At 37.1% G+C, this 20,360-nt stretch carries 19 protein-coding genes and 1 tRNA gene; all 20 read right to left on the bottom strand.

Translation table 11 applies throughout. The features are described from left to right. Positions 1–16: 16 nt before the first annotated feature. The 20 genes from nuoN to ftsH all read right to left on the bottom strand — a co-directional run bounded on the left by nuoN (position 17) and on the right by ftsH (position 20,336). Entirely contained in the window at positions 17–1,462 is a 1,446-nt protein-coding gene (nuoN, locus tag NSCAC_RS01205) for an NADH-quinone oxidoreductase subunit NuoN (protein WP_197744623.1), read from the bottom strand. Between the two features lie 24 nt (positions 1,463–1,486). After that, the gene (locus NSCAC_RS01200; protein WP_197744622.1) at positions 1,487–3,001 is read right to left on the bottom strand and encodes an NADH-quinone oxidoreductase subunit M; all 1,515 of its coding nucleotides are present in this window, start codon (positions 2,999–3,001) and stop codon (positions 1,487–1,489) included. A 5-nt stretch (positions 3,002–3,006) separates the two neighbouring features. Beyond that, the gene (gene nuoL, locus NSCAC_RS01195; protein WP_197744621.1) at positions 3,007–4,962 is read right to left on the bottom strand and encodes an NADH-quinone oxidoreductase subunit L; all 1,956 of its coding nucleotides are present in this window, start codon (positions 4,960–4,962) and stop codon (positions 3,007–3,009) included. A gap of 6 nt (positions 4,963–4,968) precedes the next feature. Next, entirely contained in the window at positions 4,969–5,274 is a 306-nt protein-coding gene (gene nuoK / locus NSCAC_RS01190) for an NADH-quinone oxidoreductase subunit NuoK (RefSeq protein WP_197744620.1), read from the bottom strand. A 15-nt stretch (positions 5,275–5,289) separates the two neighbouring features. Then, on the bottom strand, positions 5,290–5,880 hold the full coding sequence (locus NSCAC_RS01185; RefSeq protein WP_197744619.1) for an NADH-quinone oxidoreductase subunit J: 591 nt from the start codon (positions 5,878–5,880) through the stop codon (positions 5,290–5,292). A 30-nt stretch (positions 5,881–5,910) separates the two neighbouring features. After that, entirely contained in the window at positions 5,911–6,399 is a 489-nt protein-coding gene (gene nuoI / locus NSCAC_RS01180) for an NADH-quinone oxidoreductase subunit NuoI (RefSeq protein ID WP_197744618.1), read from the bottom strand. A 12-nt stretch (positions 6,400–6,411) separates the two neighbouring features. Next, on the bottom strand, positions 6,412–7,434 hold the full coding sequence (gene nuoH, locus NSCAC_RS01175) for an NADH-quinone oxidoreductase subunit NuoH (protein WP_197744617.1): 1,023 nt from the start codon (positions 7,432–7,434) through the stop codon (positions 6,412–6,414). 8 nt (positions 7,435–7,442) lie between these two features. After that, entirely contained in the window at positions 7,443–9,827 is a 2,385-nt protein-coding gene (nuoG, locus tag NSCAC_RS01170; protein ID WP_197744616.1) for an NADH-quinone oxidoreductase subunit NuoG, read from the bottom strand. Positions 9,828–9,860: 33 nt separating this feature from the next. After that, positions 9,861–11,126, bottom strand: a complete 1,266-nt coding sequence (gene nuoF, locus NSCAC_RS01165) for an NADH-quinone oxidoreductase subunit NuoF (protein WP_197744615.1) — start codon at positions 11,124–11,126, stop codon at positions 9,861–9,863. Continuing rightward, entirely contained in the window at positions 11,123–11,617 is a 495-nt protein-coding gene (nuoE, locus tag NSCAC_RS01160) for an NADH-quinone oxidoreductase subunit NuoE (RefSeq protein WP_197744614.1), read from the bottom strand. Before nuoE ends, nuoF begins: the two co-directional genes overlap by 4 nt. A gap of 31 nt (positions 11,618–11,648) precedes the next feature. After that, positions 11,649–12,902: an NADH-quinone oxidoreductase subunit D gene (locus NSCAC_RS01155; RefSeq protein WP_197744613.1), complete on the bottom strand. Its 1,254-nt coding sequence runs from the start codon at positions 12,900–12,902 to the stop codon at positions 11,649–11,651. Beyond that, positions 12,895–13,581, bottom strand: coding sequence for an NADH-quinone oxidoreductase subunit C (locus NSCAC_RS01150; RefSeq protein ID WP_408609560.1), 687 nt, complete (start codon positions 13,579–13,581; stop codon positions 12,895–12,897). Before NSCAC_RS01150 ends, NSCAC_RS01155 begins: the two co-directional genes overlap by 8 nt. 34 nt (positions 13,582–13,615) lie before the next feature. Then, entirely contained in the window at positions 13,616–14,092 is a 477-nt protein-coding gene (locus tag NSCAC_RS01145) for a NuoB/complex I 20 kDa subunit family protein (RefSeq protein WP_197744612.1), read from the bottom strand. After that, entirely contained in the window at positions 14,083–14,439 is a 357-nt protein-coding gene (locus NSCAC_RS01140) for an NADH-quinone oxidoreductase subunit A (RefSeq protein WP_197744611.1), read from the bottom strand. The genes NSCAC_RS01145 and NSCAC_RS01140 overlap by 10 nt, the downstream gene beginning before the upstream one ends. A 174-nt stretch (positions 14,440–14,613) precedes the next feature. Beyond that, positions 14,614–14,698: transfer RNA gene (locus NSCAC_RS01135), tRNA-Leu, on the bottom strand. A 9-nt stretch (positions 14,699–14,707) separates the two neighbouring features. Then, complete coding sequence (gene secG, locus NSCAC_RS01130) at positions 14,708–15,175, bottom strand: preprotein translocase subunit SecG (protein WP_197744610.1); 468 nt, start codon at positions 15,173–15,175, stop codon at positions 14,708–14,710. Positions 15,176–15,183: 8 nt separating this feature from the next. After that, a complete protein-coding gene (gene tpiA / locus NSCAC_RS01125; protein WP_197744609.1) occupies positions 15,184–15,942 on the bottom strand; it encodes a triose-phosphate isomerase in 759 nt (252 codons plus the stop codon). 72 nt (positions 15,943–16,014) lie between these two features. Continuing rightward, a complete protein-coding gene (glmM, locus tag NSCAC_RS01120; protein WP_197744608.1) occupies positions 16,015–17,361 on the bottom strand; it encodes a phosphoglucosamine mutase in 1,347 nt (448 codons plus the stop codon). A gap of 2 nt (positions 17,362–17,363) precedes the next feature. Continuing rightward, the gene (gene folP / locus NSCAC_RS01115; protein WP_197744607.1) at positions 17,364–18,155 is read right to left on the bottom strand and encodes a dihydropteroate synthase; all 792 of its coding nucleotides are present in this window, start codon (positions 18,153–18,155) and stop codon (positions 17,364–17,366) included. Positions 18,156–18,422: 267 nt separating this feature from the next. After that, positions 18,423–20,336, bottom strand: coding sequence for an ATP-dependent zinc metalloprotease FtsH (gene ftsH, locus NSCAC_RS01110; protein ID WP_197745243.1), 1,914 nt, complete (start codon positions 20,334–20,336; stop codon positions 18,423–18,425). Positions 20,337–20,360 lie beyond the last annotated feature (24 nt).

Below are 20,360 nucleotides of genomic sequence, written 5' to 3'. Positions count from 1 at the left end.
TATATATTACTGTTTTTCAATTAAAAGCTGCTAAACACAAATTCATTAAGGAATTTGGGAAAAGTCCTAATCCTAATAATGCTAAACTATTACCGCTCATACACCATTGAAAATCAGTTTTTACACTCAGAGAAGTAGTTTCACTAGACTTATCAAAGTACATATATTTTACTACTCGTAAATAGTAAAAAGCACCTATAACAGAAGAGACTACCGCAACTATAGCTAACCAAACTAATCCCTCATCTATTATAGCCATAATAACTGCCCATTTAGCATAAAACCCTGCAGTGGGTGGAAAACCCATCATTGCAAACATTAAAATGAGCATCATAAAAGCAAACCAAGGACTACGTTCATTTAATCCTTTAAAATCTTCTATCTGATCAGATTCAAAGCCCGCTCTAGAAAGCAATGCAACCATCCCAAAACTACCAAGACTCATAAGAGTATATATTATAATATAAAACATAGAGGCTGCGTATCCTGCATGAGTACCTGTAAGCGTACCTAAAAAGAGAAATCCCATATGAGATATAGCAGAATATGCAAGCATACGTTTAATATTGCTTTGGGCAATTGCTATCACATTTCCAAGTATCATAGAAAGAGAGGCAAGAATAATCATCATCCCTTCCCATTGAGGCTGAATTCCTTCTAGACTATCTACTAGTAAACGCATGAGCATTGCAAATGCAGCAATTTTGGGAGCAGTACCAATATAGAGGGTTACTGCAGTTGGTGCACCGTGATATACATCAGGAAGCCACATATGAAAAGGCACTGCCCCAAATTTAAAAGCAAGCGCTACCATAATAAAGACTAGCCCAAATGCTAAGACGATACTTGAGTTGCTATCAGTATTGTTCGCAATTGTGTTTGCTATGGTGTCAATTTCGAGGCTTCCAGTTACTCCATATATCATGGACATACCATAGAGCAACATACCAGAGGCAAGCGATCCTAATACAAAATACTTCATTGCTGCTTCAGCAGCTAAGTGATTATTTCTGTTTAGTGCTACCATAGCATATTGGCTTAGGGAGAGCAGCTCTAACCCTAAATAAAGAAGCAGAAAATGATGAGCCGAAGTAATGACCATGATCCCCAGCATCCCAAAGAGACCAAGGATATAAAACTCTCCTTTTTCTAAATTTCTAGCCCGAAGATAATCTCGAGAATATAGAAATACTAAAAAAACAGTGAGATAAATAAATAGTTTTAACGAGTCGCTTAAGGGATCTTTAATATAACTATTATTAAACGTGATGCTATGAGAAGAGGAATCAAAATAATATAGTGTAACTAATGCCACAATTATCAGCGTAGCTTGTGTAATTTTATATGCTATTTTACCGCTTTGTGCACCACTATAAGCAACTGCTAATAAAAGTATGCAGCCCATTCCGAGAGTTAAGATTTCTGGCAGTGCAGTTAAAAAATCGGGCGTATCGAAACTCATCTTATTTATTCTGTAGCTTATAATTTAAATTAATTTTGACACTGTGATTTGGGATAATAGATGGTCTATAGATGTATGCATAACCTCTAATAAAGGTTGTGGCCATATTCCAAGAAATAGTACTGCTACTGCTAATGAACCAAGGATTAGAAACTCTCTTGTACTTAAATCTTTTAAAGCAGCTACATTATCATTTGATACTTCACCAAACACAACCCGCTTAATCATCCATAGAGAATATGAAGCACTTAGAATTAGGGTAAGCGATGCCCAAAAAGCATACCAAAAATTAGCTTGAAACGCTCCTAAAATAACTAAAAACTCACCTACAAAGCCAGAGGTGCCGGGTAATCCCGTATTTGCCATTGCAAATAAAACCCAGAATGCACCAAAGATAGGCATTGTATTAATGACACCACCATAATCCTTAATAAGACGGGTATGCATACGATCATATAAGACCCCCATACATAAAAACATACCAGCAGATACAAGACCATGAGAAATCATTTGCACCAATGCACCTGAAAGCCCTAGAGTAGATCCTTCTCCTTCAGTCCCTTGAGCGAAGATTACAAAGCTAATAAATAGTCCTAAGGTAACAAACCCCATATGAGAAACACTAGAATAAGCAATAAGTTTTTTAATATCCTGTTGCACGATAGCAACTAACCCAATATAGACTATAGCAATTAAAGAGAGGGTAATAATAAACCAATCTAAGGCAAGACTAGCATCAGGAACAATTGGTAAACTAAACCGCATAAGACCATAAGCGCCTAGTTTTAAAGCGATTGCTGCTAGTATAACTGACCCCCCTGTAGGAGCTTCAACATGAGCATCAGGTAACCAAGTGTGTACAGGCCACATAGGTATTTTTACAGCAAAAGCAATCAAAAAAGCAAAAAATAACCCTATCTGTGCCTTCATTCCTAGAGGAACTTCATGAAAGCTAAGAATATCAAAATTACCAGTAACACTTCTTAAGTAGAGAATTGCAATTAGGAAGAAGACTGAGCCAAAGAAAGTATAGAGGAAAAATTTAAGTGTAGCATAAACCCGATTAGGTCCTCCCCAAATACCAATAATTAGAAATAGAGGTATCAGTGTACCCTCAAAAAATATATAAAATAAGATGCTATCTAATGCTGAAAAAACTCCATTCATTAGCCCTTCCATAATTAAAAAACTGGCCATATATTGTGCTAGCTTATATTTAATGATTTGCCAGCCAGCAATAACTACTAGTAAGGTAGAAAATGTATTTAGAATAATAAGTGGCATTGAAATGCCATCAATTCCTACATGGTAATAAACTTTAAAAGCTTCTAACCATACTACTTTTTCTTGAAACTGCATTGTAGCTTCACTGGTATCAAACCAAATATATAGAAACCAGCTTACTAGAAAAGATAGCCCTGCAAAAAATAGGGCAGATTTACGAATGTGATCGGTAGGACGGTCACTTGCCCCGAGTACTACTAAACCACCGATAATTGGCAGCCAAATAACTAAAGAGAGAATTGGAAACTGTAACATTATTCCTATCCCTTATAAATTACAAAGCCACCAATGAGGAATAAAAGACCTAAAATCATGGCAAAAGCATAATGAAAAAGATAACCAGATTGTAAATGACGTGAAATTTGAGCAGTGATACTTACTACTCGTGCCGATCCATTTACCAGTAAACCATCAATTAATAACCGTTCTCCAAATCGAGAAAACAAGTTTCCGATATAACGAAAACCACCTGCAAAGAAAATCTCATTAAATCGATCGAAGCCATATTTGTTTATTAAGGTCCAATGGATTAAATGGCATCGAGATTTAATTTGATTAGGTAACTCAGGATAAGCAATATATAAAAACCATGCACTGATTACACCTGAAGCTGCTAAAAGGAATGGGAGACCTTTAAACCCTTCTAGAATAAATGGAATAACCCCTTCATGTAATTCAGCACCCATTTCTTCTAATACGTTATGAATAGGTAGCACTACTATTGCTTCACCAAAAAAATTATCAAACAAAAGAGTTTTTATATAAACTCCCACTATAATAGAAGGTATAGCTAAGAAAATAAGTGGAATAGTAATAACATATGGGGATTCTTTAAGATGGTTTTTCGTATGTTCATCCATCCTCTCCTCTCCATGAAAGGTAAGAAACAACATTCTAAAAGTATAGAAGGCAGTCACAAAAACTCCAGAAATCACCATTAAATAAGCAAAACTAGATCCTGGCATATTAGAAAGGTGTACTGCTTCAATAATAGAATCTTTAGAAAAAAACCCCGAAAACCCTGGAAATCCGATTAACGCAAGGGCACCAATAATCATTGTCCAATAGGTAATTGGCATATATTTTTTTAGTCCACCCATTTTCATCATATCTTGTTCATGATGCATCGCAATGATTACGGAACCAGCACCTAAAAATAAAAGTGCCTTAAAAAATGCGTGAGTCATTAAGTGAAAAACACTCGCTGAATAAGCAGAAACGCCAAGAGCGACTGTCATATATCCTAATTGGGATAAAGTAGAATATGCGATAACTCGCTTAATATCATTTTGTACGATACCCACAAGCCCCATAAAAAATGCAGTACATGCACCAATGATTAGCACAACCCCCAAGGCAGTTTCTGATAATTCATATATAGGCGACATTCGAGCCACCATAAAAATTCCTGCGGTTACCATAGTAGCTGCATGAATAAGTGCAGAAATAGGTGTTGGTCCTTCCATAGAATCAGGTAACCAAACATGTAGCGGCATTTGAGCAGATTTACCCATTGCTCCGATAAAAAGAAGGATGCCTATTACTGTAGGTACTGCATAAGAAGTATTAGGAAATAGCGATATTGTTTTTTCTGATAATGAGGGAACTGCTCCAAACACTTCACCATAATCTAAACTACCTGTATACATTAATACACAGGCAATCCCCAATAAAAATCCAATATCCCCTACACGATTGACAAGAAAGGCTTTAAGATTAGCATAAATCGCTGATTCTTTTTTATACCAAAATCCTATTAATAGATAGGATATTAATCCCATTACTTCCCAACCTATAAAAAGTTGCAGGAAGTTATTAGCCATAACCAGCATCAGCATAGAAAATGTAAATAATGCAATATAGCTAAAAAATCTCTGGTATCCTGGATCATCATCCATATAACCAATGGTGTATATATGCACCATTAAAGATACAAAACTTACAACCATCATCATAAGTGCACTCAGATGATCGATTAAAAATCCTATTTCCAAGTGAAAATTCCCTGTACCTACCCAAGTATAAATGTGCTCATTATAAGTACCTCCATTTGTTACTACTTGAATGAAAACAATGGAAGATAACAAGAAGGAAATTGCAACTCCAGCTATTGCTGCACGATGAGACCAGATGCGTCCAACTTTACGACCAAATAGACCTGCAATAATACAACCAATTAAGGGTGCTATTATTATTCCGATAGTTTGGGCTTTCATCTCATTCTAGCCCTTTAATTTATCCCAATCACCGACATTAATTGTATGTCTGGTACGAAATAACACTACAAGAATTGCAAGACCAATAGCACTTTCTGCCGCAGCGACTGTTAATATAAAAAAAACGAATACTTGACCAGATATATCTTCTAGAAAATGTGAAAATGCAAGAAAATTTATATTAATCGCTAGCAGCATTAGCTCAAGTGACATGAGGATGATAATAATATTCTTTCGATTTAGGAAAATTCCAGCAACGGAAAGACAAAACAATAGTGCACCTAGAACCAAAAAATCAGATAATGTTACCATTATTACTTATTTAACCTATTTCTGGGTTTCTGAGTTGGTCATTTTAACCAGCTTAACTCGATCTTTAGGATTCACTTGTACTTGTTGTGACGGATCTTGATGTTTACTAATACCTCTCCGTAAAGTAAGGGTAATCGCTGCAACAATAGCTATTAGTAAAATTGCTGCAGCAAGCTCAAAAGGATAACTATAGACTGTATAGAGAATATTCCCTAGTTCCTCTGTGTTACTATAGTTTGAATCATGAGGTGTAGGTACAGATAAACCAAAATTCTCTGGTTTTAATACTGCCATCATCTCAAATGCAGTTAATGCTGATACTAGCAGTCCTATGGGAAGATATTTGATGAATCCTTCTCGTAAAGAAACTAAATTAATATCTAACATCATAACCACAAATAAAAATAAAACCATTACTGCACCGATGTAGACCAGTATTAAAATAATAGCTAAAAATTCTGCTTCAAGTAGCAGCCAGATTGCCGCACTTGTAAAAAAAGCCAAAATTAAAAATAAAGTTGCTTGGATAGGATTACGTACTGTAATTACCATAGATGCCGCAAACAGCAAAATAGAAGAAAAGATATAAAATAGTATTTTTTCCATAAATAATATGTAAAGCTTGAGTACTATTAATTATCGATAAGGTGCATCTGCTGTCCTATCAGCAGCAATCTGATGTTCGTATTTATCACCAATCGCTAATAATTGCCCCTTATGCATAATTTGTTCGCCACGCTCTTCAAAATGGTAATCGAAAACTCTTGTTAATACGATTGAGTCAACAGGGCATGCTTCTTCGCAAAAACCACAATAAATACATTTAAAAAGATCAATATCATATCGAGTTGTACGACGAGTTTTATCTTCTCTTTGATGGGAGTCAATAGTAATAGCTAAAGCAGGGCATACAGCCTCACATAACTTACAAGCAATACATCTTTCTTCCCCATTAGGGTAGCGCCGCAGAGCGTGAAGCCCTCTGAATCTAGGAGATAAAGGAGTTCTTTCTTCTGGAAATTGAACAGTTATTTTTCTAGCAAATAGGTAACGACCGGTTAGTTTTAAGCCAAGAATTAGCTCCCAGAGTAAAAAACTTTTGAAATAAGAACGCAATGTATTCATATATAGTTTTATCTACGTAAACCAAGGACCTATATGTGCAACTCGGGTGCCACTCACTACTAATAGCCAAATGATAGTAATAGGAATAAATACTTTCCATCCAAGTCGCATTATCTGATCATAACGATATCGTGGATAAGTAGCACGTAGCCAAAAATAAAAAAATAAAAAAAATGCAGTTTTCGCTAAAAGCCAAAAAAGACTAGGAATAAATGCAAATGTTGACTCAAACCTAGTACTTTCAAAAGGAGATAGCCATCCACCTAAAAACATTAAAGCAGCTAGGGTTGAAACTAAGATCATTTCTATATATTCAGTAAGATAGAAAAGTGCAAATGCGGTCCCTGAGTACTCCACGTGGTATCCTGCGACAATTTCTGATTCACCCTCTGCCATATCAAAAGGAGCACGGTTAGTCTCTGCTACCCCTGAAATGTAATATACTAAAAATAAAGGAAACAATGGAAGCCAAAACCAATGCCATATACCGCCTGCTTGTGCATTTACTATCTCGCTGAGGTTAAGACTACCTGCGGCAATCAGCACCCCAACCAAAGCAAACCCCATAGCAATTTCATAAGATACAATTTGTGCGGCTGATCGCATGGCACCTAAAAAGGCATATTTAGAATTAGAAGCCCATCCCGCTAAGATAATTCCATACACGCTCATAGATCCGATAGCTAAAATATAAAGCAATCCAGCATTAATATCTGCTAGAACTAGCTCTGGACTGAAAGGAATAACAGCCCATACCGAAAGTGCTGGTGCAATAGCAAGCACAGGTGCTAAGAAGAATAAATACTTATTAGCACTTGTAGGAACAATGATTTCTTTAAGGATTAATTTAACTACATCTGCAATTGGCTGCAACCAGCCCCTAGGACCTACTCTATTTGCAGCCACCCGAACCTGCATAAATCCAATAATTTTCCGCTCAGCAAAAGTAAGCCATGCAACTGTAAGTAGTAAAGGCAATATAATGCCAACAATTTTAAGAAGGATAACTAAAACAGCTAAGAAGTAACTAAACATTGCTTACTCTATTCCCCTGATGCAACTTGAACATAAGTAAATGGAGCACCTAAAAATGCTGTCTCTTCAATCCCAGTAGCTAACTGTATACACCCTTCAGCAACTAGATCACTGATTTCAAATGGTAACTTAGTCTTATTCCCTTCCTGGCTTACTTCAATATACTTTGCATTTTGCAACCCTAATTTATTTATATCAATACTATTAAGATAGGCAATATGAGCTGCTTGCCCATCAGGACTTTGTTGTAGCGGATGACTACGTCTAATTAGACTATTTACTCTGTAGATAGGAAGCTCGGCTATTCTTGTTAATCCTATTTTGTCTTCTTTATTTTCAATACCTAGAGATTTAGGATACCAAGTAACTCTTTTAGTTTTACCTATTTTTTTAATTTCATCTTTTAGTGCATTGCATACCTCTTCAGAAGAAAAATATTCAAATTCCGGAATTTGTAATAGATTACCTAGAACTCGCAATACTTTCCAACCGGGGCGAGCATCTCCCGAGGAGTGTGTTGCTGCAGTAAAACTCTGCCAATGCCCTTCAAGATTAATAAGTGTTCCTGATGTTTCTGTAAAATTGCTAATAGGTAGTAAAATATCCGAGTATTCAAGCATAGATTTACTACGAAATGCTGTTAAAGAAACGACAAAACTAGCATCTTGTAGTGCTTTTTGTGCTAATCTAGGGTTGATACAATCAAATTCTGGTTCAATTCCTAATAGCAAGTATCCTAAAAGCCTTTTTTCAAACATAGATTGCCAATTTAGCCCTTTTACTGGGACAAAATTACCACCAGGACCTTGATGAGGTAGCGCTCCGGCGATAGCCGCACCTACCGCATTACCTCCAGAAGGAATAAATCCTATTTGAACACTGGTTAGCTGGCCTATCAAATAACTAAGTGCTTGAAGTGTTGGAAAATTTGGATGCCCTTCTGCTATTTTTCCTAAAAAGATCCGTGCATTGGAGGATCCTGCTAATTGTTTTGCTATTGCTCGCTCTGAGCTTAGAGGCTCTATGTTATCTAGCAGTACTATCCAGCTATTTTCTAAAGTTTCTGATTTCAATTCGATTAGGCTTTTAGCAATTCCTGCAAGCCCATGGATCATTCCATAAGAATCAGTGATTATCTTCTCTGCGACTGGAAACCGTACTAAATAGTCTACTGGATTAATAATCGCTATTTTTGCCCCATGGTGGGCTGCTTTGCGAAATCTTAATCCAAGAAGAGGATGATCTTTATGAGGGTTAACACCAACTAATAGAATTGAATCAGAGTTTTCTATTTCTTCAATAGAGTGCTTAAATACTAGATCTTCAAGAGGAGTTCCAAGATTATGAAAACTCTGTTGATATAAGCGAGAATCAATATTATTACTGTGCAATCCTCTAAGTAGTTTTTGAAAAAGATAGAGCTCTTCAGTTGTAGCATAAGGAGAAATAAGACCACCTAACTGAGCACCTCCATTTTTCTCCACTATAGATCTTAATCCATGGGCTACTGCTCCTAGTGCTTCCTCCCAATCTACTTCTTGCCAAACACCATTTTGTTTTACCATAGGCTGTTTTAGCCTATCCTCATGGGTTAATCCTAGACAACCATAGCGATCCCTATCTGCAATCCAAGTCTCATTAATGGTCTCATCTTCACGAGGAACTACGCGCATTACTTGGTTTCGTAGAATATGTAGTTCAATATTCGTGCCCATACTATCATGGGGAGAAATAGCAGGATGCCCTGTCATTTCCCAAGCTCGTGCTTTAAAGCGATAAGGCTTATCAGTGAGTGCACCTACTGGGCATAGGTCTATAACATTTCCGGATACTTCAGAGGTTAAGCTATAATCAATATAGGTACCAATTTCCATGAGCTCACCACGATCGGTAGCACCTAATTCCTTTAAACCAGCAATCTCTTCGCCAAACCGGATACAACGAGTACAATGAATACAACGAGTCAGTTCAGTTTGGATTAAGGGGCCAATATCTTTATCTCTTACAACTCGTTTACCTTCTGTAAATCTAGATATATCATTACCATAGCCCATAGCAAGATCTTGTAGTTCACACTCTCCACCTTGATCGCAGATAGGACAATCTAATGGATGGTTAATTAACAAAAACTCCATTACCCCTTTTTGGGCTGCAATTGCTTTAGCTGAGCTAGTAAATACTTTCATTCCCTCTATAACAGGAGTAGCACAAGCAGGCACAGGCTTTGGTGATTTATCAGTCTCTATCAAGCACATACGACAATTAGCAGCAACTGATAATTTTTTATGATAGCAAAATCTAGGAATATAAATTCCTGCTTCATCAGCAACCTGAATAACCATCTTTCCAGGCTCTACGTTAAATTTTATCCCATCAATTTCGATATGAACCATCTCTGGTTTTAGCCTCCTATAACCAGCTATTTGCTAAGTAACTCTATGATCAATGTAATATTGGAATTCATTGCGAAAATGCTTAATGAAACTTATTACTGGTGTTGCTGCAGCATCTCCTAATGCACAAATAGTGTGCCCGTTGATATTGTTAGCTATACTGATAAGCTTATCTAAATCCTCTTGAAGACCTTGTCTATGATAGATACGGTGAATTACCCGATTCATCCAGCCAGTACCTTCCCGACAGGGAGTACATTGTCCACAAGATTCTTCCCGATAAAAATGAGAAATCCTATCTAATGCCCGTACCATACAAGTAGTTTCATCCATTACAATCACAGATCCTGCACCTAGCATAGATCCCGCTTTTGATATGGATTCATAATCCATATTAGTTTCCATCATAATTTCTGCAGGTACTACGGGTACTGAGCTTCCCCCGGGAATCACAGCTTTCAAAGTGTGACCATTACGTACACCGCCAGCTAGTTCAAGTAGGTCTTTAAAAGGTGTTCCCATAGGAATTTCATAGTTTCCAGGTTTATTAACATGACCAGAAACGCAGAAAATTTTACTTCCGCCACTTGTAGGTGTACCAAGATCTAAAAACCATTGACTTCCCTTTTCTAGGATTACTGGAACTGAAGCAAGGCTTTCTGTATTATTAATTGTGGTTGGTTTACCATATAGGCCATATCCTGCAGGGAATGGTGGTTTAAAGCGTGGCAGCCCTTTTTTTCCTTCAATAGAATTTAATAATGCAGTTTCTTCACCACAAATATAAGCTCCAGCCCCAGGATAATAATGAAGATCAAAGTCAATGCTAGATCCTAATATATTTTTCCCCAATAATCCTGCCGCATACGCTTCTTTAAGTGCGGTACTAAATCTCTCGATTGGTTCTGTAAACTCTCCACGGATATAATTATACCCTGTACTTGCACCAATCACGTATCCAGCAATTGCCATCCCCTCTATTATTTGATGAGGGTTATATCGAAGAATATCACGATCTTTAAATGTACCTGGTTCCCCTTCATCTGAATTACAAACGATATACTTGTTTCCAGGCTTATTTCGAGGCATAAAACTCCATTTAACCCCAGTTGGGAACCCCGCTCCTCCTCTTCCCCTAAGTCCTGATGCTTTTAGCTTATTGATAATTTCTGCCGGATCTGTTTTTTCTTCTAAAATTTTCTTCCATGATCGATACCCTCCTATTTTAAAATAAGTATCAATTTCCCAAGGAGGATCGTATTTTAAAGTTCGAAAGCAGACTTGATTCAATGCAATCATTTTAAAGATTCGAGTATTTGATCAATCTTTTCTGGCGTTAAATTTTCATAATAAACATTTCCAACTGCCATCACTGGTGCACCACCACAAGCTCCTAAACACTCTACTTCTTTTAGAGTAAAGCGCTGATTCTCTGTGGTTTCATCAAAGCTAATTCCTAATCGCTTCTTTAAATGAGCGACCACTTGATCAGAGTTACACAGCTGACAGGAAATATTAGTGCAAACGCAAATTTTATGGTGTCCTACAGGATCTAATTCAAACATTGAATAGAACGTAGCCACTTCATAAACACTAATAGGAGACATCTCTAAGTATTCTGCTACAGCATCCATTAATTCATTAGTTAAATAGCCACCATTGAAATCCTGAACGATATGAAGTGCGGGAATAACCGCTGACTGTTTTCTATCCTGTGGATATTGAGCGATCCAATGGTCAATTTGACTATATATCTTATCAGAAAGGATATTACTTCTTTGTGCTGCCACCTTAATTTTCTACCTTCTCATCATTAATATTTTATCGGTCAATTTCCCCAAAAACTACATCCATTGTACCGATAATAGCAACAACATCAGCAAGCATATGTCCACTTACCATCTCATCCATAGCAGCCAAGTGAGCAAATCCTGGTGCTCTAATTTTTAACCGATAAGGCTTATTTGCACCATCAGATATAAGGTAAACACCAAACTCACCTTTAGGTGCTTCTATTGCACTGTATACTTCTCCTTCTGGAACACAATAACCTTCAGTGAATAGTTTAAAATGATGAATAAGAGATTCCATTCCCTTTTTCATAGTCTCCCTATTAGGCGGGACAACCTTATTATTATCTATTATAACAGGACCAGGATTCATACGTAGCCAATCTACACATTGTTTAATGATACGATTAGATTGGCGCATTTCCTCTATCCGTACTAAATAGCGATCATAAGAGTCACCGTTTACACCAATTGGAATATCAAAATCCAACTGATCATATATAGCATAAGGTTGTTTCCTTCTCAGATCCCATTCTACACCAGATCCTCGAAGCATAGGACCACTAAATCCTAGCTGAAGAGCTCTTTCTGGAGTTACTGTACCGATACCTACAGTGCGTTGCTTCCAAATTCTATTATCAGTAAGTAAAGTTTCATACTCATCAACGCATTTAGGAAAGCGACGAGTAAAATCCTCAATAAAATCAAGTAAAGATCCAGTTCGGTTCTGATTGCGAAGTGCTACTTCCTTTTCAGAGTGCCATTTAGAAGGCTCATATAGAGACATAGTTTCAGGTAAATCACGATAGACCCCTCCAGGTCGGTAGTAAGTGGCATGCATACGAGTACCAGAAACAGCTTCATAGCAATCCATAAGATCTTCACGCTCTCGAAAACAATATAAAAATACTGTCATTGCCCCGATATCCATGCTATGAGATCCTAACCACATTAAATGATTAAGAATACGAGTAATTTCATCAAACATTACCCTAATATATTGAGCACGTGGCGGCGGTTCTATTCCTATGAGTTTTTCAATTGCCTGAACATAGCCATGTTCACTACACATCATGGATACGTAATCTAAGCGATCCATATAACCAATACTTTGGTTAAAGGGTTTACTTTCAGCTAATTTCTCAGTAGCACGATGAAGTAGTCCAATATGAGGATCTGCTCGCTTAATAACTTCTCCATCCATTTCAAGCACTAGACGTAAAACTCCATGAGCTGCTGGATGCTGCGGACCAAAATTTAGAGTAAAATTGCGTATTTCAGCCATGATTATCTTTATTATTCATAACTTGATAGCGATGATCGTTCTCTATTACCCGAGGGACTAATACTCTAGGTTCAATACTTACTGGTTCGTAAATAACTCTATTTTGCTCTGAGTCATAACGCATTTCTACATTCCCACTTAAAGGAAAGTCTTTACGGAAAGGATGTCCAATAAAACCATAGTCTGTTAGAATACGGCGCAGATCTGGGTGGCCATCAAAAAGAATACCAAAAAGATCAAAAGTTTCCCGCTCAAACCAATTTGCAGAAGCCCATAAATTCATTAGAGAAGGCACAATTGGCGCAGATTCGCTAATAAATGTTTTTACTCGTAATCGCCAGTTATACCGTATGGAGAGGAGATGAACAACTACAGCAAATCGAGAATCAGTAGTTGTAGACTCTTTATACTGTTTCCCTTCTACAGCACGGCTAAATCCTGTTGATGTTGCGCTCTTAGTGGTTGACCAATCAGCAACTCCATAGTCTAAATAATCTACCCCGCATAAATCGATAAGCTGCTCAAAATGAAATTCCTCTTCATTTCGGAGAATATTATGTACTGAGAGATAATGTTCACATGGAGCTTGGATAGTAAGTTCATCTTTTTCTATGTAACAAAATCTAATTTCATTACTTAACCGTTGCTCAATACGATTTTTTAATTCAACTATCTCCATATTAATGCCAAGCCAATTCTAATTTTTATTTAACTTATCGAGCTATAGTATAGGTACGCTTTATTTTATTCTGTAACTGCATAATTCCATAAAGTAAAGCTTCAGCAGTAGGTGGGCAGCCCGGAACATAAATATCAACAGGTATAATACGATCACACCCTCGTACAACAGAATAAGAATAGTGATAATATCCACCACCATTAGCACAAGATCCCATAGAAATTACCCATTTAGGTTCTGACATTTGATCATATACTTTACGTAAAGCAGGTGCCATCTTATTCACTAGAGTACCTGCTACGATCATCACATCCGACTGGCGAGGGCTAGGTCGAAAAAGAACACCAAACCGATCAAAATCATAGCGAGAAGCACCAGCATGCATCATTTCTACCGCACAACAGGCAAGCCCAAAAGTCATAGGCCAGAGAGATCCTGTTCTCGCCCAATTAATTAACTGATCTGCCTTAGTAGTTACTACTCCACGTTCTAGTATACCTTCTATTCCCATTCTAAAGCCCCTTTCTTCCATTCATAAATAAACCCTACTACTAAGATACCTAGGAAAATAACCATTGAAAGGAATCCATATAAACCAATGTTATCTAATACAATTGCCCATGGGAAGAAAAAAGCTGTCTCCAGATCAAAAATAATGAATAAAATAGCTACTAAATAATAGCGAACATCAAATTTCATTCGAGCATCTTCAAAGGCCTCAAATCCACATTCGTAAGGAGAGTTTTTTTCAGGACTTGGGCGATGAGGTGCTAGACTAAAGCCTAAGCCTAATAAAACTCCTCCTATAAGGAGACTTACAATAATAAATATCAGAATAGGGATATAATTATCTAGCATGGGTACATTTTTTACATTTTCTAGGGGGATAGAATTATAATCTATCCTTACTTAAACCTATCTCCAAATTGTTTTTAAAGTTAACCTAGCAATCCTCAATGTGTTTAACTAAGCGATATTATTTCGATATCATAGTTTATCGTAACTGCCTGATTGAAAAAAAAGTAATATTTGTGGTGCCGATGGCCGGAGTCGAACCGGCACAGGTTTCCCCACTGCCCCCTCAAGACAGCGTGTCTACCAATTCCACCACATCGGCAATGTAATTTCATTTTTCTAATGCTGAATTATCTTTTTGAGACTCACTATTTTTTATATTTGAATCTTCTATAATTTGATTTATTACTTTATTGCTGAAATCCATATTCTCAGCTTTTTTATCTGTTTGATCTACTACTTGATTTCTGGTTGATTCATCACCTTCAGGAGGTAATGGAGGAATAACCATATTTTCATCAGCAACAATTTTTGGTTTTATTGTTTCAGTAATACTTCTACTTTGAGTATCCCGATTAGAAAAATAAGCTAAAGACAGGCTAGTAATAAAAAATATTGTTGCAAACACTGCACTAGCTCGTGTAAGAAAATTAGCGGATCCACTGGCACCAAATACGGTTGCTGAAGCGCCACCTCCAAAAGAAGCCCCTTCATCAGCCCCCTTACCATGTTGGATTAATACTAATCCCGCTAATATTACTGAGACAATAAGATGAATTATTAATAATAAACTGTGCATGATAGTTTTTAACTAGCTGCTTGACAAATTGTTAAAAAATCTTTTGCTTCTAAAGAAGCACCGCCTACTAATCCCCCATCAATATCAGGCATAGCAAATAACTCCGCAGCGTTATCCCCCTTAACACTACCCCCATAGAGAATTCTTAATTCTTCTGCTATTTCAGGGTCTTGTTCGGAAAGATAATTGCGAATAAAACCATGAACTTCTTGAGCCTGATCTGGAGTTGCTGTATGACCTGTACCGATAGCCCATATAGGTTCATAGGCAATTACTGCTTTATTAAAAGCATGAATATCTGTATGTAAAAAAATATCATCTAACTGCTCTTTTACTATTCGTTCTGTTATTCCTTCTTCTCTCTCTCTTAGAGATTCACCAACACAAAGGATAGGAGTTAAGTTTGCTTGTTGAGCAGCAACAAATTTCTTTGCAACAATACCATTAGTCTCTCCATATAAAGTACGTCGCTCAGAGTGACCTACAATAACAAAGTGACACCCTAGATCTGCTAACATATATGGAGATATCTCACCGGTATAAGCACCTGCACTATGATGAGATACGTTTTGTGCTCCCCATTTCATGTTAGATCCTTCTAACAAATGTTTAATATATGCTAAATATATAAAGGGAGGGCAAACTACAATTTCTACAGGTTCCCCTATATTCTCTATTCCTTCTTTTTTTAGAAGCTCTAATAGATGATGATTTGTATCTTGTAAACCATTCATCTTCCAATTACCAGCTACTAGGGGTTTTCGCACCTATCTATACCTCAAAAAGTAAAAATAAATCTAAAAGCTGAAGTTTACTTTGTAAATAAACAAAAATCAATTTTAAAGTTGATTTACACTATTAGTTACAACCTGTGCAAGCTGTTGCGCTAATAAACTTACTTGGGATTCGCTTGGACCCTCTACCATTATTCTAATAACTGATTCAGTTCCGGATGATCGTAATAACACCCTACCCTCCCCTCTCAATTGGTTTTCAACATCACGCACAGCACTCATAATCATTTTATCTTCATGAGGATTTATTTTCTGATCCATATGTACATTAATAAGGCATTGAGGATATTTATTTATAGCTTCCTTTAAATCATACAAAGATCTACCGGTAGTAGCTATCTCTACTAAAATTTGAAGTGCTGATATAATTCCATCACCAGTTGTTGTGCGATCAAGGCAAATAATATGCCCTGATGATTCTCCTCCCAAAATACATTTATTATTTTGAAGCATTTCTAAAACATATCGATCTCCAACCTGAGCTCTTATTAATGAAATTCCTAGAGTAGTAAGAGCTTTCTCTAATCCAATATTACTCATAAGGGTACCTACCACAGCAGAACCTGATAGAGTATTATCTCTTTGCCTAGATCTCGCTATGATATAAAGAAGTTCATCTCCATCTACAATTTCTCCTTTATGATCAATCATAATAACTCGATCACCATCTCCGTCTAAAGCGATACCTACATCCGCCTCAGATTCTAATACTTTGTGTCGCAATGTTTCTGGAGAAGTAGAGCCATAACCGTCATTAATATTTAACCCATTGGGAGAAACACCAATAGTGATTACGTTTGCTCCCATTTCTTTAAATACATCAGGGGCTACATGATAGGTAGCGCCATGAGCACAATCGATTACAACCTTTATTCCTGAGAGATCTATACTTGCAGGTCCTGTGCTTTTACAAAATTCAATATATCTACCAGAGGCATCAACGATTCTCTCCACTTTTCCTAAATGGGATGAGCTAACTGTTTCCATAGGGGATTCAAGCTCACTTTCAATAGCTAATTCTACTTCATCAGCTAGTTTTGTCCCTGCACTAGAAAAAAACTTAATACCATTATCATAATAAGGATTATGAGAAGCACTGATTACAATGCCTGCTTTTGCATGAAGCGTACGTGTAAGATATGCAATACCTGGAGTAGGCATTGGTCCTAACAGCTTAATATCTACCCCTGCTGAAGATAATCCTGCTTGGAGAGCAGATTCAAACATATAACCTGAAATACGAGTATCTTTGCCAATAAGCACTTTACCTTGACCTCCTCTTGCAAGTACTCTACCAACAGCCCAACCTAAATGAAGTACTACATCAGCAGTAATTGGATGAGTACCAACTTTACCGCGTATCCCATCAGTACCAAAGTATTTTTTTTTCATATTTATTCTCTTTGATTATTAGCTTTCATCACCCTGTCATATAAGGTAAGTATTTGCCTTGTTACTCTAACATCATGAGTTCTTATTATTTTTGCACCTTCCCATATAGCAAGAGCTGCTAAAGATACACTCCCATAGAGCCGATTTTCTATAGGATCATCTAATAACGCACCAATAAATGATTTACGGGAAATACCTACTAATACAGGAAACCCTATGCTACAAATAGAATTTAAATACTTGAGTAGCAATAAATTATGGGTAACATTTTTACCAAAGCCAAACCCAGGATCGAGGATTAGGTACTCATGGGAAATACCATATTGAGTGCATATATTGATTCGATCAATAAAGAAGTTTTTTACTTCTTCTACTACGTTATGATAGTGAGGGTTTATCTGCATAGTCTTAGGAGTACCTTGCATATGCATTAGGCATATAGGCACTTTAAGATCGCTTGCTACCTCTAATGCACCTTTCGTTCGTAATGCATTAATATCATTAATGAAGCTAGCACCAGCCTCAATTGCTGCTTCCATGACTTCTGGTTTGCTCGTATCAATGGAGATAGGAACAGAGAGTTCTTGGCTTAATATTTTTATAATAGGAATAGTGCGTTGTATTTCTAAATCTATAGAAACTGATTCTGATCCAGGTTGAGTAGATTCGCCACCGATATCGATAATACCAGCACCTTCGGAAACCATTTGATGAGCTTTCTGAATTGCTCTATCTATATCTAAATATTTCCCTCCGTCAAAAAAAGAATCAGGGGTCATATTAAGTATTCCCATGATACAAGGGGAATCTAATGTGATTTTTTTATTTCTACAATAAATATACTGCAGCAAGAGTAGTTTCTATTCTTATTTTCTATAGAATAGCAAGATATCCTTATAGAAAGATGACATTGAATATCCTGCTAGGTACTACGCTTAATTCAGTTTAGGCAAATCAGAATCATATAGTATTTATGGCATATACATACTGTAAAAGCGAAAGCTAATATATTTTCTTTATATTAATAAGCTTACGGTACATCCATGTACCTTTTAAAAACACTAGTGTTGATTAGCAGGAACTGAACTACCTTCAGTAGAAGGTGAATCTTTTGAAAGTTTTATGCCATCATTAGGAGGCTCTATATTATCAGGTGCTCCATACTCCTTAGGTGGTCGTGGTTCCTTCCCAGCCATAATGTCATCGATCTGCTCCTTATCGATAGTTTCATACCTCATAAGTGCATCTGACATAGCATGCAATTTATCTATATTTTCTTCCAAGAGGCTTTTTGATCGTTGATAATTGCGATCAACGATAGATCTTATTTCAGAATCTATCGCTGAAGCAGTAGTATCAGCAATATTTTTATGCTGTGTTACTGAGTGACCTAAAAAAACTTCTCCCTGCTCTTCACCATAAGCTAAAGGCCCCATTTTTTCAGAAAGCCCCCATTGAGTTACCATATTCCTAGCAAGTTCTGTAGCTCTTTGAATGTCATTAGAAGCACCTGTAGTAACTCGATCAGTGCCAAAAATTAACTCTTCGGCTAATCGACCACCAAATAAGCTAGAAATCTGACTTTCAATTTGAAGTTTGCTATAGCTATAACGATCCTGCTCTGGGAGAAACATAGTAATACCTAGAGCTCTACCTCGAGGAATGATACTTACTTTATAAACTGGATCATGGGAAGGAACTAAACGACCTACAATAGCATGGCCTGCTTCGTGATACGCTGTAAGTTTTTTATCATCTTCGTTCATAACAGCTGAGCGCCGTTCAACACCCATTAAAATTTTATCCTTAGCTTTCTCCATATCTGCCATATGAACTAAGCGCTGATTAGCGCGTGCTGCAAATAAAGCAGCCTCATTCACAAGGTTCGCAAGATCAGCTCCTGAAAAACCAGGGGTACCTCTGGCAATATAAGATGGTTCAACATCCTTATCTATTGGAACTTTACGAAGATGGACTCTAAGAATCTGCTCTCTTCCACGAATATCCGGGAGAGATACTACCACTTGGCGATCAAAGCGCCCTGGTCTTAGTAAAGCTGGATCTAAAACGTCTGGACGGTTTGTTGCTGCAATAATAATAACCCCTTCACTACCTTCAAAACCATCCATTTCTACTAATAACTGATTTAGTGTTTGCTCTCGCTCATCATGTCCACCACCAAGGCCTGCACCTCTTTGGCGACCTACCGCATCAATTTCATCAATAAAGATAATACAAGGAGCATGCTTTTTAGCATTCTCAAACATATCTCGAACTCGAGAAGCCCCTACACCCACAAACATTTCCACAAAATCAGATCCGGAAATAGTAAAAAAAGGTACTTTTGCTTCTCCAGCAATTGCCTTAGCAAGGAGTGTTTTACCTGTTCCAGGAGGACCAACCATAAGGATGCCTCGAGGGATTTTTCCACCTAATTTTTGAAATCTCCCAGGATCTCGTAAGAACTCTACAAGCTCTTTAACTTCTTCTTTTGCTTCATCACATCCTGCGACATCCCCAAAAGTTACTTTTATTTGCTCTTCATTCAGCATACGAGCTCGGCTTTTACCAAATGATAAAGCACCTCTTCCGCCGCCTCCACCTTGCATTTGGCGCATGAAAAAAACCCAGACGGCAATAAGAAGTAACATAGGAAACCATGAGATAAAAATCTGCATAAAAAACCCATTACTCTCTTCAGGTCGTGCCGCAATAGTAACCCCATTATCTAGTAAGTCACCGATTAATCCAGGATCATTACCAGGGCTATAAGTAATAAACTGTCTTCCCTCCTTATTTTCACCGCTAATACTGCGACCATCGATAATTACTCTACTAATATGCCCGCTTTTAACATCGGAAATAAATTGGGAATAATCAAGCTGATGTCCAGTTACTTGATGAGATCCAAAACTATTAAAAACCGACATTAGTACAAGAGCAATAACTACCCATAAAATAATATTTTTTGCTATGTCGTTCAATCTACTATCCCTCCC

Origin of the sequence: Candidatus Nitrosacidococcus tergens (assembly GCF_902810445.1) — a bacterium.
Taxonomy (GTDB): domain Bacteria; phylum Pseudomonadota; class Gammaproteobacteria; order Nitrosococcales; family Nitrosococcaceae; genus Nitrosacidococcus; species Nitrosacidococcus tergens.
The sequence above is the reverse complement of the archived record's forward strand: the minus strand, read 5'-3'. Positions and strand labels throughout refer to the sequence as shown.